The sequence below is a fragment of the Marinobacter segnicrescens genome (genome assembly GCF_900111555.1).
In the GTDB taxonomy this organism is placed as follows: Bacteria; Pseudomonadota; Gammaproteobacteria; order Pseudomonadales; family Oleiphilaceae; genus Marinobacter; species Marinobacter segnicrescens.
Genome location: NZ_FOHZ01000004.1, coordinates 147,286 through 163,493, shown reverse-complemented (window position 1 = coordinate 163,493; position 16,208 = coordinate 147,286). Strand labels below are relative to the sequence as shown.

At 60.0% G+C, this 16,208-nt stretch carries 13 protein-coding genes, 1 tRNA gene and 1 riboswitch; of the genes, 8 read left to right on the top strand and 6 right to left on the bottom strand.

The features are described 5' to 3' along the window. The first annotated feature begins 85 nt into the window (after nt 1-85). The gene (locus BM036_RS06365; RefSeq protein WP_091849613.1) at nt 86-859 is read left to right on the top strand and encodes an enoyl-CoA hydratase; all 774 of its coding nucleotides are present in this window, start codon (nt 86-88) and stop codon (nt 857-859) included. 9 nt (nt 860-868) lie between these two features. On the opposite strand, the gene BM036_RS06360 is transcribed toward BM036_RS06365, so the two are convergent. Both BM036_RS06360 and BM036_RS06355 read right to left on the bottom strand, forming a co-directional pair. After that, nucleotides 869-1,726 (bottom strand): hypothetical protein, encoded by an 858-nt coding sequence (locus tag BM036_RS06360; protein WP_143066573.1) that lies wholly within the window; start codon nt 1,724-1,726, stop codon nt 869-871. Further along, entirely contained in the window at nt 1,710-3,287 is a 1,578-nt protein-coding gene (locus tag BM036_RS06355) for a DNA recombination protein RmuC (protein ID WP_177186016.1), read from the bottom strand. Before BM036_RS06355 ends, BM036_RS06360 begins: the two co-directional genes overlap by 17 nt. Before the next feature lie 310 nt (nt 3,288-3,597). On the opposite strand from BM036_RS06355, the gene BM036_RS06350 reads away from it, so the two are divergent. From BM036_RS06350 to BM036_RS06340, 3 genes are read left to right on the top strand one after another with little or no spacing between them, the layout of a single operon-like run. Continuing rightward, nucleotides 3,598-4,422, top strand: a complete 825-nt coding sequence (locus tag BM036_RS06350; protein WP_245742506.1) for an ATP-dependent zinc protease family protein — start codon at nt 3,598-3,600, stop codon at nt 4,420-4,422. A gap of 10 nt (nt 4,423-4,432) precedes the next feature. Further along, nucleotides 4,433-5,950, top strand: a complete 1,518-nt coding sequence (locus tag BM036_RS06345; RefSeq protein ID WP_091849609.1) for an inactive transglutaminase family protein — start codon at nt 4,433-4,435, stop codon at nt 5,948-5,950. Then, nucleotides 5,947-6,894: an alpha-L-glutamate ligase-like protein gene (locus BM036_RS06340; RefSeq protein WP_091849607.1), complete on the top strand. Its 948-nt coding sequence runs from the start codon at nt 5,947-5,949 to the stop codon at nt 6,892-6,894. Before BM036_RS06345 ends, BM036_RS06340 begins: the two co-directional genes overlap by 4 nt. 124 nt (nt 6,895-7,018) lie before the next feature. On the opposite strand, the gene BM036_RS06335 is transcribed toward BM036_RS06340, so the two are convergent. Next, a complete protein-coding gene (locus BM036_RS06335; protein WP_091849762.1) occupies nt 7,019-8,608 on the bottom strand; it encodes a BCCT family transporter in 1,590 nt (529 codons plus the stop codon). 288 nt (nt 8,609-8,896) lie between these two features. After that, nucleotides 8,897-8,991: riboswitch (TPP riboswitch) on the top strand. A 73-nt stretch (nt 8,992-9,064) separates the two neighbouring features. Between BM036_RS06335 and thiB the strand changes: the two genes are divergently transcribed. From thiB to BM036_RS06320, 3 genes are read left to right on the top strand one after another with little or no spacing between them, the layout of a single operon-like run. After that, the gene (thiB, locus tag BM036_RS06330) at nt 9,065-10,075 is read left to right on the top strand and encodes a thiamine ABC transporter substrate binding subunit (protein ID WP_091849605.1); all 1,011 of its coding nucleotides are present in this window, start codon (nt 9,065-9,067) and stop codon (nt 10,073-10,075) included. A 1-nt stretch (nt 10,076) separates the two neighbouring features. After that, complete coding sequence (gene thiP, locus BM036_RS06325; RefSeq protein WP_091849603.1) at nt 10,077-11,750, top strand: thiamine/thiamine pyrophosphate ABC transporter permease; 1,674 nt, start codon at nt 10,077-10,079, stop codon at nt 11,748-11,750. Continuing rightward, on the top strand, nt 11,743-12,381 hold the full coding sequence (locus tag BM036_RS06320; protein WP_091849601.1) for an ATP-binding cassette domain-containing protein: 639 nt from the start codon (nt 11,743-11,745) through the stop codon (nt 12,379-12,381). The genes thiP and BM036_RS06320 overlap by 8 nt, the downstream gene beginning before the upstream one ends. Nucleotides 12,382-12,417: 36 nt before the next feature. On the opposite strand, the gene BM036_RS06315 is transcribed toward BM036_RS06320, so the two are convergent. After that, nucleotides 12,418-14,046, bottom strand: coding sequence for an FMN-binding glutamate synthase family protein (locus BM036_RS06315; RefSeq protein WP_091849760.1), 1,629 nt, complete (start codon nt 14,044-14,046; stop codon nt 12,418-12,420). A gap of 283 nt (nt 14,047-14,329) precedes the next feature. Here BM036_RS06315 and BM036_RS06310 point away from each other — a divergent pair. After that, nucleotides 14,330-14,406, top strand: a tRNA-Pro gene (locus tag BM036_RS06310). Nucleotides 14,407-14,510: 104 nt separating this feature from the next. On the opposite strand, the gene BM036_RS06305 is transcribed toward BM036_RS06310, so the two are convergent. Further along, nucleotides 14,511-15,314 carry an ABC transporter permease gene (locus BM036_RS06305; protein ID WP_091849599.1) on the bottom strand — a complete coding sequence of 268 codons (804 nt, stop codon included), beginning with the start codon at nt 15,312-15,314 and terminating at the stop codon, nt 14,511-14,513. Next, a complete protein-coding gene (locus BM036_RS06300; protein WP_218144783.1) occupies nt 15,311-16,189 on the bottom strand; it encodes an ABC transporter ATP-binding protein in 879 nt (292 codons plus the stop codon). Before BM036_RS06300 ends, BM036_RS06305 begins: the two co-directional genes overlap by 4 nt. Between the last annotated feature and the right edge of the window lie 19 nt (nt 16,190-16,208).

Here is a 16,208-nt window from a genome sequence, read left to right as displayed (position 1 = left end):
GTGGTTCTGGGGTTTAATCCGGACCGCGACCAAAGTCGCAGGCCGCGAGCCGGTCACCATAAAAAAATGTATGAAGGAGCCCTCCGTGAGCGAACACGTTGTCATTGAAGTCCGCGACCAGGTACAGATCGCCCGACTGAATCGCCCAGACCGCAAGAATGCCCTCAGCCAGGCCATGTACGCCGCGCTGGCGGATGCGATTAGCAATGCAGAGAACGATGCGAACATTCGCTGTACCCTGATTACCGGTACCGAGGAATGCTTTACGGCGGGTAATGACCTGTCTGACTTCGCTGCCGGGCCGGTGGGTGAGTTCGAAACTTCCCCGGTTGGACGTTTCCTGTTCGGTATGGCGAAAGCCGAGAAGCCGGTCGTCGCAGCGGTCAATGGCCCCGCAGTGGGCATTGGTACCACCATGCTGCTGCATTGTGACCTGGTGTTCGCCGGCAACAATACGGCCTTCCAGATGCCGTTCGCCAACCTGGGCTTGTGCCCGGAGGGTGGTTCGAGCTTGTTGCTGCCGGAGTGGCTGGGCCGGGTTCGCGCGGCGGAGTTGCTTCTGCTGGGTGGTACGTTTGATGCCCCCAAGGCCGCTGAACTGGGACTGATTAACCGGGTTTGCGAGCCTTCTGCCACCGAGTCAGAGGCGTTGGCCGCCTGCGCCCAACTGGTTGCCCAGCCGCCAGCGTCTGTTCGTGCCACCAAGCGCCTGCTGAACCGTCGCAATACAGCCGAGCTGCGGGAGGCAATGCTGGCCGAAGGCGAGTTATTCGGAGAGCGGCTGAAGTCGCCGGAAGCGGCGGAGGCGTTCAAGGCCTTTATGGAGAAGCGGAAGCCCGACTTTTCCAGGTTTTCCTGAGCTCAAGGGTCAACGCCCTTCAGAAGGCCGCTGCAACCGCCGGATCAGCTGACCCAGGGTACTGGCCAGCTGATCGGCCTTGTCGCGGTCATTGCCGAGCCGGAGGAATCGCGAATTATCGCGGGGATCGTAGATCCAGCAGGATTCCGTTGCGTTTTCACAGCTCCATTCGATCATGGGGCTGATCCCGTAGACCGGCAGGGTGATGGTACTCAGCTGTCGACGACCGTCTTCCTGGCGGCTTTCGCGGAAGCTCAGTTCACCATTGTTGACCGATACCTGGTAGTGAACATCCGGGCTGCTGCCCTCGCGAATCAGACGGGCGTCCCGGCGCCAGCCAGCCTGGTCAAAGAGCCGGTTGAGGCGTGCTACCAGGGCGCCCGGACTGGCGTCGCCGGTCATCGACCCCTGCCCTTCGGATGCTTCAGCACCGGCCGGGGCAATCTCCGCTACCGGTTCGTCCCCGCCCTGATCAGAGCGGCCTGACTGACTGGAGCGCTCCTGTTCAATGCGGGTAATAAGCTTGAGGGCGTCGGTATAATGCTTACCGTCAGCGCCGGTGCCGGCTACGTAGTTCTCCAGGGCAGAGAGGGCTTCGTTGTAGTGCTCGGAACGGGCCATGACCTCACCCCGGTAGTACAGGTACTCTGCGGGCTTCTCTCCGTCTATGCGCTGCAGGCGATTCAGGTATTCAGCCGCCTGGCCCCAGTTTTCACCCTTTACCGATTCTTCCACCGCCAGCATCAGGCGCTGGATTTCGTGTTCCGGCGGTAAGGCTACGGCTGTTACAGCGGTGACCATCAGACTGCCTGCCAGCAGCAGGCCAGCCATGTGCTTCTTTCCCGGCACCTTAATCCTTGAGTACATCGTCATTCTCCTCATGTTCGCCTGACGGTTCGTCCTGGGAATCTTGCGCGGTAGAGGGGTCATGACCTTCAGCCCCACCCGGCTCTGCGCCGGCCCCTGCTGGCGCTTCGTCCGACTGCCTGTCGAGTGCCGCCGGCGTGTCATCGTCTTCGCCACCGGCATCTGCCTGTTCGGTAATCGTCCGTGGCAATTCCTTTTTCACCCGCACCCCCAGTTCGACAAACTTGCTGGCTTGTGAGATCAGGTTACCGCGGCCACGGGTCAGCGTATTCATGGCGCCGTCATAGGTGGTCTGCACGGTCTGGATCTGGCTGCCCATCCGCTCCATGGCTTCCACGAATACCCGTAGTTTGTCATAGACCGCACCGGCGCGATCGGCAATTTTACGGGCGTTCTGACTCTGGCGCTCGTACCGCCAGATGTTCTCGATGGTCCTCAGCGTGGCGAGGAGTGTAGTTGGTGTCACTACGATAATCTTTTTCTCGAATGCTTCCGCGAACAGGTTCTCGTCATACTGGAATGCCGCCACGAAAGCCGGTTCGATGGGCATGAAAAGAAGGACAAAGTCCGGCGAGTGCAGGCCATTAAGCTGGCTGTAGTCCTTTTCGCTCAGGGTGCGGATATGCTGCCGAACGGCCTCCACATGGGCCTTCAGATGGTTTTCCCGTTCGATCTCGTCTTCCTCGGTGACCCACTGCTGATAGGCCAGCAGCGATACCTTGGAGTCGATAATGAGGTTGCGCTGGTCTGGCAGGTGCACCACCACGTCCGGGCGCAGCAGCTGGCCGTCGCCGTCCCGATAGCTGCCCTGGGTGTCGTATTCCACGCCCTTACGCAGGCCGGATTTTTCCAGCACCCGCTCCAGGATCAGTTCCCCCCAGTTGCCCTGGATTTTCTTGTCACCTTTGAGTGCCCGGGTGAGGTTGGCAGCTTCCTCGGTGATCTGGCGATTCAGGTCCTGGAGCGACTTGATCTCGCTGCGCAGGGCCTGCCGGTCCTTGGTCTCGGTGGTGTAAACGTCCTCCACTCGCTTGCGGAAGTCCTGGATCTGGTCACGGAAGGGGTTAAGCAGGCTGTCCAGGCTGGTACGGGTCTGCTTGCTGAAGTGCTCGCTTTTCTGTTCAAAGATGCGGTTGGCAAGGTTTTCGAACTCGTGTTTGAGGGCGTCCCGGTTGCGCTCCAGCAGCTCCAGCTTCTCGGTCGTGGCCTTGCGTTCCTTGTCGATGGTGACGTCCTGCTCCCGAAGCTTTACCCGGGCCGCTTCCAGGCTGGCGGATAGTTCATCCCGGCGGACCCTGAGTTCTTCGCGTTCCCGAACGAGGCTTTCTGCACGATTGTGCTCCGACTGTTTCTCCGCCTCCAGGGTAGCGCTGCGCTGCTCAAGTGTGCTCGCCTGGTTGCGCCAGTACTCCACTCGCCGCTCAAGCTCCCGCAACTGCTCCGTTAATTCAGCCGCGCGGGACTCTGCCTGTTCCAGCCGCTGGTGTTGAAGCTCCTGGTCGTGCCGACTGCGCGCCAGTTCATGTTCCGATTGCTGGTGCGCCTCCCTTGCCTCCGACATCTGACGCCGGACACGACTCAACTGGATACTCAGGGCAATGGCGACAATAATAAGTACAACAACGATTATCAGCGCCACGGGCTGATCGATAATCTGTTCCCACAACGGCTTCAAGGCGACGTTCTCCTGCGATCTCCGGGCCTGTGCTTTTCATCAACTTACGGTTGCCAGTACTATACGCGAATTCCTCAACGCTGTGGCCGACAGGGCTGTTTGGTCACCGGGTACCGATCAACCCCGCCATGGCGATTATCGAAGGCCTGCCACAGGCCATCGTGAAGTTACCGTAAACCCGAACGAGGGACCGTTCATGTATAATCCGCGCGACCTGGACAGTCAGAGAGATCCCATGTTGTCGACCTCCAAATCGCTCGCAGCCACACTGCTCGCCCTCACCACCCTGCTTTCCGGCTGCGCTGCAGACTCGGTTCTGGTGGACCGCTATGACATGCGGGGGCTCCAGCAATCGGTCGCGGACCAGAACGCCGACCTCGCCTACCTGAAAACCGCCGGTGACCGCCACCACCAGGAGCTTTCCGAGCTTCAGCGTGAGTCGACCCGGCAGATTCTCGACACCATCAACGAAAAGGTAAAGCCGCCGGAATGCCCGCCTGTTCCCAAGGCACCGGTGTGCACCGTTGATCCTTCGACAGACACAGGTACCAGCGACCGGGTGAAGGGCAAGCTGGTCGTCGGTGAAGTGGAAAAGGCCCTCCTGGTCGGTCCCAACTTTATCTATGACGCGCGTATTGACAGCGGTGCGGAGACCTCCTCCATGGATGCCCGCAATGTTCGCCGTTTTGAAAGAGATGGCCAGGAATGGGTAAGGTTTGACATTCCCGTTCCGGGTAAGGACGAGACCTTCGAGACACTGGAGCGCAAAGTCGTTCGCAACGTGCGAATCATCCAGGCGAATGAAGAGGATTACGAGCGACGGGCCGTGGTCGAGCTTCAGTTCCGTCTCGGGGACCACGAGCAGAAGGCCGAATTCACCCTCAGTGACCGGGCCCACCTGACCTACGCCCTGCTGATTGGCCGCAACATCCTGAGAGACGTCATGCTGATCGACGTGGGCAAGGAATACAGCACCGAACTGCCCCGTTCCATTCGCACCAACGCCATCCGGAACAACTGAGGCCCCTGTCTTGAAACAGCGTTCCCGCTATCCCTTCTACCTCGCCATTTTTTTACTGATTGCCGCCGGCATTGCCCTGGCGGTGACCCGCCATGTGCAACTGGGCATACCCTGGCTGGCGGGGGAACAAAAGCCGGTATGGATGGTGGAAGCACGCATTGATTTTGAGGCCAGTGGCGAGGAAGTCCTGGTCAGCCTTAACGTGCCGGATAACCCGCCGGGGTTTCGGGTTCTGTCCCAGCAGGCGGCATCACCGGGCTATGGCTTCTCGCTGATCGAAGATTCCGGTGACTTGCGTGCCGAATGGAGCATCCGCCAGGCGGAGGGTTCGCAGACCCTGTACTTCAATGTCCAGCTGACACCCGATGGTTCCACCGATGGCGAGATCATAACGGTTCCGCCAGAGCCAGAGGAGGTGTTCTGGGAAGAGCCACAGGCTACCGCGGTGGCCGAGGTACTGGAGCGAGCCGCTGCCAAGTCCGCCAGCCCGGAAAGCATGACCCGGGAGCTGATCAAACTGATGCAGTCGTCGGAACCGGACCAGAACATCTCGCTATTGCTGAACAACAACCCCTACGTCACCCTGGTCCAACGCATGCTCAACCAGGCCGGCATACCGGCCCGGGTGGCCGACGGCCTGAAACTGGAAGACGCCCGGCGCCTTCAACCCCTGCGGCCATTCCTGCAAATCCACAACGGCGAACGCTGGCTGACCTTCCATCCGGAAACCGGCCAGCAGGGGCTGCCGGACGATGTCCTGCTATGGCGACAGGATGCCGATTCACTGCTGGATGTGATGGGGGGCGAAGACTCGCAGATCAGTTTCTCCATGCTCCAGCAGACGGTACCCGCCCTGCAACTGGCTACCCGTGAGGGCAGCGGCAACGGCCTCGGCTTTCTGAGCCTCTACGAACTGCCCATCGAGGAACAGGGCATGTTCCGTATGTTGCTGTTACTCCCCCTCGGTGCCCTGGTCGTAGCCTTTATGCGAATCATCATTGGCATCCGCACCTCCGGTACCTTCATGCCGGTGCTCATTGCGGTGGCCTTTGTGCAGACATCGCTGATACCAGGACTGGTTGCGTTCCTCTCGGTGGTTACCGTGGGATTGCTGATGCGTGGTTACCTGTCGAGCCTTAACCTGCTACTGGTGGCCCGGATATCCGCCCTGATTATCCTGGTCATCGCGATCACCACCGGTATCAGCATTATCGGATACCAGATGGGCTTCAATACCGGCATGACGGTCACCTTCTTCCCGATGGTCATTCTGGCCTGGACCATCGAGCGGATGTCCATCCTCTGGGAAGAAGACGGCGCGCGGGAAGTGCTGACCCAGGGCTTTGGCAGCCTGTTTGTCGCCGTGCTGGCGTACCTGCTGATGGACGCCCCGCTGGCCAGCCACCTGACCTTCAACTTCCCCGAGTTGCACCTGGTGACGTTCGGACTGGTACTTTTGATGGGTCAGTACACCGGCTACAAGCTGAGTGAGCTACGGCGGTTCAGCCCGGTGAGGGACTTTTCATGAGTGCATGGATATCGCCCTTCCGCCTGCGCAAGGCCGGTATCCTGGGGATGAACGAACGCAATGTGTCGTACATCGCCCGTTACAACGATCGTCGTTCCTACCCGCTGGTGGATGACAAACTCAAGACCAAGCTGTTGGCCGAAGAGTTTGATATCAAGACCCCCCGCCTGCGGCAGGTCGTCCGTCAGCAGCACGAAATCAGTCACTTCAGTGACATGGCAGTGGACCTGGAAGGGTTTGCCATCAAGCCGTCAAAGGGCTCCGGAGGCAAGGGGATCACCGTGATCCAGCGCCGTGAAGGAGACCAGTACGTCAAGGCGTCTGGCGCCCATCTCACCCTGGGCTACCTGGAGCGGCACCTGAGCAACATCCTCGCCGGACTTTACAGTCTGGGCGGCACACCGGACGTGGCCATCGTCGAGGACCTGGTGCGACCGACCGCCCTGCTCTCAAAATTTTCCTTCCAGGGGGTGCCAGACATCCGGATCGTCGTATTCCAGGGCTATCCGGTGATGGCCATGCTCCGGCTGTCCACCAGGGCATCCGATGGCAAGGCTAACCTGCACCAGGGGGCGGTAGGCGTTGGCCTGGACATTGGTTCCGGCCATGCGCTCAATGCGGTGCAGTTCAATCGCCAGATCCTGCTTCACCCGGACACCGGCCTGCCCGTGAGTGACATCCGCATTGATGACTGGGACACCATGCTGGTAATGGCCGCCCGCTGCTATGAAGCAACCGGCCTCGGCTACATCGGGGTGGACCTGGTACTGGATGAAGTGGAAGGCCCATTGCTGCTGGAGCTTAACGCCCGTCCGGGCCTTGCTATCCAGATGGCCAACGGCAAGGGCTTGTTGCCACGCCTGAGAAATATCGAGTCCCTCAAACGCCCGCATTTCACGCCGGAAAAGCGTGCAGCCTATTCCATGACCACTTTCGGGGCCTGAAATTCCCCACCAACCACACCGCTTACCAGATTACGGGGTGCCCACCACACCCGGCAGCGGGTCAGTTGTCAGATATAAAAAAACCGGAGCCGCAGCCCCGGTTTTCGTCACCAGCCTGGAGAGACTAGAGCTTTCCTTCAGCCAGCAACAGCTTGCGCTCGTGGCTGAGCCCCTTGAACAGACCCCAGCACATGACCAGCAGGATTGCCGTAAACGGCAGGCCCGCACTGATAGCGGACGCCTGGATTGCACCAAGCGCATCGGAGCCACCACCAAAGATCAGCGCAGCCGCGATGGCACCTTCCATAACTACCCAGAACACACGCTGGGCTGTGGGTGCATCGGTCTTGCCACCGGCGGTGATGCTATCGATAACCAGCGAGCCGGAATCGGACGAGGTCACGAAGAACACCAGCACCAGGACGATGCCGACAAAGGAAATAATCCCGGTGAACGGCAGATTCTCAAACATCTGGAACATGGCCAGGGAAACGTCTGTCAAACCCTCAGAAGCCAGTTCACCAACACCTGCCTGGATCTGCTCAAGCGCTGTACCACCGAAGCCACTCATCCAGACCACGGTAATCAGGGTCGGGATAATCAGCACCGCCGTAATAAATTCACGAACGGTACGGCCGCTGGAAACCCGCGCGATAAACATACCAACGAAGGGTGACCAGGAGATCCACCAGGCCCAGTAGAACACGGTCCAGCCATGGAACCAGGTCTCATCTTCGCGACCAAACGGGTTACTCAGGGGAACCACGTTGGCCACATAGGTTGACGATGTCACCCAGACATATTCAAGAATTGCCATGGTCGGGCCGGCGAACAGGATGAACAGCAACAGCACTGCCGCCAGGATCATGTTGATATTACTGAGCACCTTCACGCCACCATCAAGGCCGCGGAGCACTGAAAGCAGTGCCAGGAAGGTAACACCGGTAATGATAGCCATCTGGACGTTGATGCCGGCAGATGTGCCGAACAGGTAGTCAAGGCCGGATGCGGCCTGCTGAGCGCCGAAACCCAGTGAAGTAGCCAGACCAAAAATGGTGGCGACTACGGCAAGCACATCAATGATGTGCCCCGGCCAGCCCCAGACACGGTCCTTCAGAAGCGGGAAGAAGGCGGAACGGATCGTCAGCGGCATACCCTTGTTAAAGGAAAAGAAGGCCAGCGACAAGGCAACCACTGCGTAGACAGCCCACGGATGAAGACCCCAGTGGTACATGGTGCCACCCATGGCCATGCGGGCACCCTCAGCGGTGTTCGGCTCCGCATTCAGCGGCGTGCCGTACCAGTCTGTGTAGTAGGCCACCGGTTCCGCCACGGCCCAGAACATCAGACCAATGCCCATACCGGCAGCAAACAGCATGGCGAACCATGACAAAGTGGAGAACTCCGGCTTTGCGTCCGGGCCACCCAGGCGGATCTTGCCCACCGGCATGAAGATCAGCGCGATACAGAACACCACGAAGATATTGGCGCTCAGTACGAAGAACCAATCAAAGTTGTTGATGATTGCGTTCTTGGTCCCGTCCAGAAGCTCTTTCGCCCCTTCCGGAAACATCAGAGTGCCCACTACGAATACGACCACCAGAATCGCCGTAATGGGGAACACGGGTGCATGCAGGTCCAGACCGAACGGATTGATGTTGTCCTGGCCTGCCACGTAGTCTGTCTGGTATTCGTCTTTGACAACCTCGCCCACTGTGGAGCCTCCCATAGACTATGGCTTGCTACATTTCACGGGGGGTAGATTCCTCCCGCAACGTTACACCGGCGCAATTTTATTGTTTTGAGCTCTAAGAATCAAAAAAGCTTCGGATGCCCATCGAGTTTCCAGGCACTGCAGCAAAATAGCGTTCTCCTGCGAACTGCAAGGGCCGGTAATATGAAGAATAGTACAGGTTAAGAAAGTCATCCTTTCAGAACTGACAAAACCCTGTCACAACCCGTCACGGATCTGGCACCGACGACCATGATCGGGTTATCCTGCCAGGACTCAACGGGGTGCCCTGAAGCAGGGCTGAGACCATACCCGCGGAACCTGATCCGGACCATACCGGCGAAGGGATTGAGCCTGCGATGAGACACCATCAGCGCCTGCCCTCTACTGCACCCTGGTCACCCCGGCAACGCTTACGACCACACCAGGATGCCAGCGATGAACCTCCACCAGCTACTGCGCGCTGCGCTGACTACCTTTATCTTTCTAAACGCGACTCAGGTTTACGGCCAACCGGTGCTGACGGTTTACACCCACCCGTCCTTTGCAGCGGAGTGGGGCCCCGGGCCCGCCATCAAGGAGGCTTTCGAAGAGCACTGCAACTGCCAACTACAGTTCACCGTACTGGACAGTGGCGGAGCCATTCTCCAACGCCTGAGACTGGAAGGCGCCGGAACCAGCGCTGACCTGGTACTGGGCCTGGACACATCCACTATGGAAACGGCCAGGAAAACCGGCCTGCTGACACAACACCAGTTGTCACTCCCGGAATTGTCGCTGCCGGTGGACTGGCAGGACCCGGTTTTCGTGCCCTATGACTGGGGTTACCTTGCGTTTGTCTACGATACCCAACAGATCGATAATCCCCCCGAAAGCCTTGCGGCCCTGGTCGACGCTCCGGACGACCTGAAAATCATCATCCAGGACCCGCGCACCAGCACCCCCGGGCTGGGGTTGCTGCTGTGGATGAAACACGTCTTCGGTGACCAGGCCGACGAGCGGTGGCAGCAATTACAGGGCAAGATCCTCACCACCACACAGAGCTGGAGCGATGGCTACTTCTCTCTGTTCATGAACGGGGAAGCGCCCATGATCCTGTCCTACTCCACTTCACCGGCTTACCACATGGCGGTAGATAAGACCGACCGCTACCAGGCAGTAGCGTTCGAGGAAGGTCATTACCTGCAGGTCGAGGTCGCGGCTGTGACCGAAAGCTCGGACCAGAAGGCGCTTGCGCGCTCGTTCCTGGAGTTCATGCTGACGCCGGATTTCCAGCGCCACATGCCCCTCAAGAACGTGATGTACCCAGCCATTAACCTGGGCGATGAGCTGCCTGAGGTCTTCGACCGGCTGATCCAGCCAACACGGGCGTTGATGTTTTCGCCGGAAACCCTGAGGAACAATCGTCAGGCCTGGATCAACGAATGGCTGGATGCCATGACCCGCTGATATGCCTGCGATTATCCGGCCCGCGCCGCCGTTTTCCCACCGCAATTGGCAGCTGGCTCCCGGGTTGGTTTTTTCCGGGCTCATCCTGCTGCTGATGGGAAGTGGGTTACTGGCCCTGATCCTGCGCACTGAGAGCGGACCCGCGGAACTCTGGCAAAGCCCTTACCTTCAGGGGGTTATCCGGTTCACTGCCTGGCAGGCAACGCTCTCCGTTCTCGGCAGCCTGCTCATTGCCGTCCCGGTTGCCCGGGCACTGGTTCGAAACCCCGGGTTTCCGGGGCGTAGCGCGTTGCTTCGGCTGATGGAACTCAGCCTGGTGATGCCCACGATCGTGGCCGTATCGGGGCTGGTTGCTGTCTACGGGCGCAATGGCTGGCTGGCCGACGCCGCAGAATGGGCAGGTGGCTCACTGCCCTGGAACCTCTATGGCATCACCGGCATCCTCCTGGCCCACATTTTTTTCAACGCGCCGCTGGCGGCCCGGGTAATGGTGCAAACCCTGGAGCGTATCCCTGTAAACCAACGCCGTGCTGCCAGCCAACTGGGGCTTGGCAGCTGGCAGCTATGGCGGGTGCTGGACTGGCCTGCCCTTCGCCCTGTATTGCCGGGCCTGGCGGCACTGGTGTTTTCCCTGTGTTTTACCAGCTTCGCCATCGTGGTCACGCTCGGTGGCGGGCCCGGAGCCACCACCATTGAGGTGGCCATCTACCAGGCGTTGCGATTCGAGTTCGACTTCAACCGGGCCGCGCTACTGGCCTGTGTTCAACTGCTGATCTGCGGCGGGCTCTGGTGGCTGGTCTTCCGCGGAAATCGGCACCAGACGGTGCTGCCCGATCAGTCGTCGTCCGCTGACACGGCTTCTCCCAGGGCCGACAGCGCTGGTTGGCGGCGGATAACAGACCGTGTCCTTATTGGCCTTTTTACCCTGTTCCTGGCCCTGCCGGTGCTGGCCATTGCATTACGGGGAATCCCCTGGCTGGCCGGCGAGCTTGCCAACCCAAGGCTGGCACTCTGGGGCGCCACCTTGCGGAGCCTCGCGATTGCCCTGCCCGCTGGCTTTCTGGCTGTGGCCATCACACTAACCTTGCTCGCCGCAACCAATGTCCTGAAACCCGGACTACCGCGCAGCCTCGCCAGCGTGTCCGGCTACCTGCCGTTGATCGTGCCGCCCATTGTCCTGGGAACCGGTCTGTTCCTGCTGATCCAGCCCCGGCTCGGCATCCAGGGGTACGGGCTGCTGGTGGTATCCCTGATCAACAGCCTGATGGCACTGCCGTTTACATTGCAGGTGCTGCGGGGGCCGTTTCAGGCGAGTGGCACATCCACACTCCGGGTTGCCGACCAGCTGGATATCCGTGGCTGGTACCGGTGGCGCTGGCTGCAGTGGCCCCGGCTGAAACGCCCCACGGCACTGGCACTGGGATACGGTATCACCCTGTCTATGGGCGACTTCGGCGTGATCGCCCTGTTTGGCTCCCCGGCCCAGCCGACCCTGCCGATGCTGCTGCACCAGCAGTTGGGTAGCTACCAGGTAGCAGCGGCAACCGGCACCGCTTGCTGGCTGCTGGTGATTATTGCAGCCATTTTCATCTTGCTGTCCCGACCTGGCCGGTTGCCACACCGAACCCCAGCAACTCATACCGGAGTGACCCAGACCGGAGTACCCCATGCTTGAAATCGACGACCTGCTGTTCCGTTACCCTGGCCAGCCTGCGGAGACCACCGGATGGCGCTTCAAGGTCAGTATCCAGGAAGGGGAATGCGTGGCGCTGACAGGCCCCAGTGGCTGCGGTAAAAGTACGTTGCTGAACCTGGTCGCCGGCTTTCTGACGCCCGCGGGGGGCGATATCCGCTGGCAAGGTCAGAGCCTGGGGCCATTGCCCCCCTGGGAACGCCCGGTAACCACCGTATTCCAGGAACAGAACCTGTTTGATCACCTCACTGTGGCAGAAAACATCGGGCTTGGGCTGCACCCCGGGTTAGGTTTGTCGAAAACACAGTGGTCGCAAATCAAAGCCGCGCTTGAAGGCGTGAATCTTGGCGGATTCGGCAACCGTAAGGCCGAAAACCTGTCCGGGGGTCAGCGCCAGAGAGTGGCGGTGGTCCGGGCCCTGTTACGGCCCCAGCCCATTCTGCTGCTTGACGAGCCCATGACCGGCCTGGACGACGAAAACCGGGCCATTCTGCAGGGCCAGCTTCAGCAGGCCCGGCACCAGGGCAAAACCCTGGTTCTTGTCAGCCACGACTCCCGTGACCGCCAGGCCCTGGCTGACCGGGAAGTAACAGACTTCTATCACGCCTGGTAGGCAACCCCGGCTTCCCTGGCCTGGCCGCCTGCCCCGTCAGCGCAACTTGGTTTCCCGCAGTTTCAGGATGAACTCGGGGGGATCAAAGCTGTCGGCCCTCGCGCACGACCAATACTTGCGGAACACCCCATGCTCGGGCTCATGGCCGTTGAGCAACTCACCGGGTTCCAGGAACGGATACAGGTCCATATAGGAATGCACCGTGGTCTTGCTGACCCGGCGAACAATATGCTCCGGTCCCAGCTCCCTGGGATGATTCAGGCCGGCTGCACCGAGCAGGTTCGCCAGGGCCTGGACCGTATTGCGATGAAAATTGGCCACACGCACGCTTTTATCCGCCACATCCAGCTTGCCGCCCCGTACTGGGTCCTGGGTGGCCACCCCGCTGGGGCAGCGGCCGGTGTGACAATTCAGCGCCTGGATGCAGCCGAGGGCGAACATGTAACCCCGCGCTGCATTACACCAGTCTGCCCCCAGGGCCAGGATGCGGGCAATGTTGAACGCGGACGTAATTTTGCCGGCTGCCCCGATAGCAATGTGCTCGCGCAGGTTGGTCCCCACCAGCGAGTTGTGGACCAGCAACAGGGCTTCGATCAGCGGCATGCCCAGGCGGTTGATGAACTCCAGCGGTGCAGCGCCGGTGCCGCCCTCGCCCCCGTCCACCACGATAAAGTCCGGGTGTCTGCCCGTCTCAAGCATGGCCTTGACGATGGCGAACCACTCCCAGGGGTGACCAATGGCCAGTTTGAAGCCCACCGGCTTGCCACCGGACAGCTCCCGTAACCGGTCCACGAACTCCAGCAACTCTACCGGCGTGGAGAAAGCGGAATGCTGGGCCGGGGAGACCACGTCCTCCCCCACCGGCACACCCCTGGCTTCGGCGATCTCCGGCGTCACCTTGGCGCCCGGCAGTATCCCGCCATGTCCAGGCTTGGCACCCTGGGAGAGTTTTATCTCGATCATCTTCACCTGGTCGAGGGTGGCGTTCTCCACGAACTTCTCTTCGCTGAACGTGCCGTCTTCATGACGGCAACCGAAATAACCAGAACCGATTTCCCAGACCAGGTCGCCCCCCGGCTCCCGGTGATACCGGGAAATGGAGCCTTCGCCAGTATCATGGTAGAAGCCCCCGATCTTCGCTCCCTCATTAAGGGAGCGGATGGCGTTGGCCGACAATGACCCGAAGCTCATGGCAGAAATGTTGAACACGCTGGCACTGTAGGGCTTGGCGCAGCGGGATCCGATGGTGATGCGAAAATCCGGGTCCTGAATCTCCACCGGCTTTATGGAGTGGTCCATCCACTCAAACCCTTCACTGGACATCTCCAGCTGGGAACCGAAGGGGCGCTTGTCCAGAATGTTCTTGGCCCGCTGATAGACGATGGTGCGTTGCTCCCGGGAAAACGGACGCTCCTCGGTATCCGACTGGATAAAATACTGGCGGATTTCGGGGCCAATGGATTCCAGGAAATAGCGGAAATGAGCGAGTATCGGATAGTTCCGGCTCACCGTTCGCTGACGCTGCACCATGTCCCACACACCAAGCACCACAAGCCCCAGGAACACCAGTGCGAGCAGGGCAAAGCCCGGAGACCAGAAAACGAGCGGCACAGTGAGCACCAGACCGATAACACTCGCCGTCAGCGCGCTGTAACGCAACGGCATGGACCAGCGGGAAATCTTCAAAGCAGACTCCGGATTTTTGAGGGTTTGTCAGAGGGCGAATCTAAAAGGATTCTACAGACGATTACGCAAAAGTCATGGCCGCGGATGGCGCCGCAAAAATTTCCGCAACACCCTGTCATGGAGTGTTTATTTTTCCAAATGGCTAGTGTAGACTTCGCTCCCGCTAAGCCAGTGAGGGAAACCAACCTGGCACGGAGTACAGAGCAGCCAGTCACTATTCCGATATGACACCGCTGCCTGGCCATATACTCCGAACGCAATTCGGGGCGTAGCGCAGTCTGGTAGCGCACCTGTATGGGGTGCAGGTGGTCGCAGGTTCAAATCCTGCCGTCCCGACCAATTAGATCAACGAAAAAGGCCAATCCTTCGGGGTTGGCCTTTTTCGTTTCAGTGTCCCTCCCCTGGTCACTGTTGCCCCCATGAGTGCACAAATCGCATCACACTCAATGTTCGACCTTCAGGGCACTCTCATGCCAGTTGCGCAGGGCCCGATCAGACATCCACACCATCAGGGCGAATAGCAGGATACCGGTGACTGTAATCAGTATGAGGGCAGCGAACATCCTGGGAATCTGCAGGTTGTAGCCAGACTGCAGGATCATATAGGCAAGGCCTGCCTGGGCTCCCCCCGTACCCGCCACGAACTCCGCAACGACGGCGCCAATCAGTGCCAGCCCTGAACTGATCCTCAGTCCTCCAAAGAAGTACGGAAGTGCGCTGGGAATCCGCAGTCTCACCAGTTCCTGCCAGCGGCTGGTGCGGTACATCCGGAACATGCTCAGCAGGTTCGGATCCACACTGCGCAGGCCCAGTGTGGTGTTGGAGATGATCGGGAAGATGGCCACGATCACCGCGCAGATGGTGAGCGCCCAGGTGGTGTCGTCGACCCAGATGATAATCAGCGGAGCAATGGCAACCACCGGTGTCACCTGCATCAGCACCGCATAGGGAAACAGGCTTATTTCGATCCACTTGCTCTGCACAAACAGCAGTGACGCGGAAACGCCGGCCATCACGGCGATGGCAAAGGCCAGGAACGTCACCTTCAGGGTCATCAGCAGGGCATTGAACAGAGAAGGGAAATCTGACACCAGAGACTGTCCGATATCGACAGGGCTCGGCACCAGGTATTTCGGCACATCGAACGCCATCACCGTCAGTTGCCACATCAGCAGAACCAGCACGCCCACCAGCAGGGGTGCACCGATCTGCACAAAGCGCTCATTTCGTATCAGGGGTGCCTTCATGGCTGACGCTCCTCATCCCGATCCTCGCCCATGGCACTGGCGCGCTCCAGGGCCTGGGAGACCTGGCGACAATAACCCGCAAATTCTGTGGAGACCCGGAAATTCGGGGAGCGCGGATAGGACTCTTCAATAGCGATATCGTCGACGATCCGGCCGGGCCGTGCCGCCATCACCACCACGCGACTGGAGAGATACACTGCCTCGTAGACACTGTGCGTGACGAATACGATGGTCCAGCCCTTTTCTTTCCAGAGCTTGAGCACGTCGTCATTGAGTTTGTTGCGGGTCATCTCGTCAAGCGCCCCGAAGGGCTCGTCCATCAGCAACAGGTTGGGCTCGGTGACCATGGCTCTGGCGATGGAGGCGCGCATCTGCATGCCACCGGACAGCTCCCGCGGAAAACTATTATCGAAGCCCTTCAGGCCGACCATGCCCAGGGCATCATCGATTTTCTGTTCCACGTCCTCCGACTTGCCGGCATGCTCCAGGTCCAGGGGCAGCCGCACGTTCTTGCGCACCCGGGCCCAGGGCATCAGGGTGGCGTTCTGGAACACAAAGGCCAGTTTGCGGCCCCTGCTGCCCACCACGCCGTAATCCTGCTCCCACCACCTCACGTTACCAGTGGTGACCTGACCCAGGCCCGCCATGATGCGCAGCAGGGTGCTCTTGCCGCAGCCGGACGGACCCAGCAGGCTCACAAATTCGCCCTGCTTCACCGTCAGGTCGGCGCCTTTCAGGGCAACCGTTCCGTTGCCGTAAATCTTGTCGACACTGCTCACCTGCAGCACCGGGCGTGGTGCGACGGTACCGGGCTCGCTGGTGTCCGGCCCGGTGTCCGGCACCGGGTTCAGGGGCATTACCTTGGTAGCTGTCATAATGGTCTCTCCAGGGCTG

What these genes read in the sequence shown, in the direction of transcription:
- BM036_RS06360 (WP_143066573.1), bottom strand. Translation starts at nt 1,726, where the DNA reads ATGTACTCAAGGATTAAGGTGCCGGGAAAGAAGCACATGGCTGGCCTG.
- BM036_RS06355 (WP_177186016.1), bottom strand. Translation starts at nt 3,287, where the DNA reads ATGTCGGAGGCAAGGGAGGCGCACCAGCAATCGGAACATGAACTGGCG.
- BM036_RS06350 (WP_245742506.1), top strand. Translation starts at nt 3,598, where the DNA reads ATGTATAATCCGCGCGACCTGGACAGTCAGAGAGATCCCATGTTGTCG.
- BM036_RS06340 (WP_091849607.1), top strand. Translation starts at nt 5,947, where the DNA reads ATGAGTGCATGGATATCGCCCTTCCGCCTGCGCAAGGCCGGTATCCTG.
- thiB (WP_091849605.1), top strand. Translation starts at nt 9,065, where the DNA reads ATGAACCTCCACCAGCTACTGCGCGCTGCGCTGACTACCTTTATCTTT.
- thiP (WP_091849603.1), top strand. Translation starts at nt 10,077, where the DNA reads ATGCCTGCGATTATCCGGCCCGCGCCGCCGTTTTCCCACCGCAATTGG.
- BM036_RS06320 (WP_091849601.1), top strand. Translation starts at nt 11,743, where the DNA reads ATGCTTGAAATCGACGACCTGCTGTTCCGTTACCCTGGCCAGCCTGCG.
- BM036_RS06315 (WP_091849760.1), bottom strand. Translation starts at nt 14,046, where the DNA reads ATGCCGTTGCGTTACAGCGCGCTGACGGCGAGTGTTATCGGTCTGGTG.
- BM036_RS06305 (WP_091849599.1), bottom strand. Translation starts at nt 15,314, where the DNA reads ATGAAGGCACCCCTGATACGAAATGAGCGCTTTGTGCAGATCGGTGCA.
- BM036_RS06300 (WP_218144783.1), bottom strand. Translation starts at nt 16,189, where the DNA reads ATGACAGCTACCAAGGTAATGCCCCTGAACCCGGTGCCGGACACCGGG.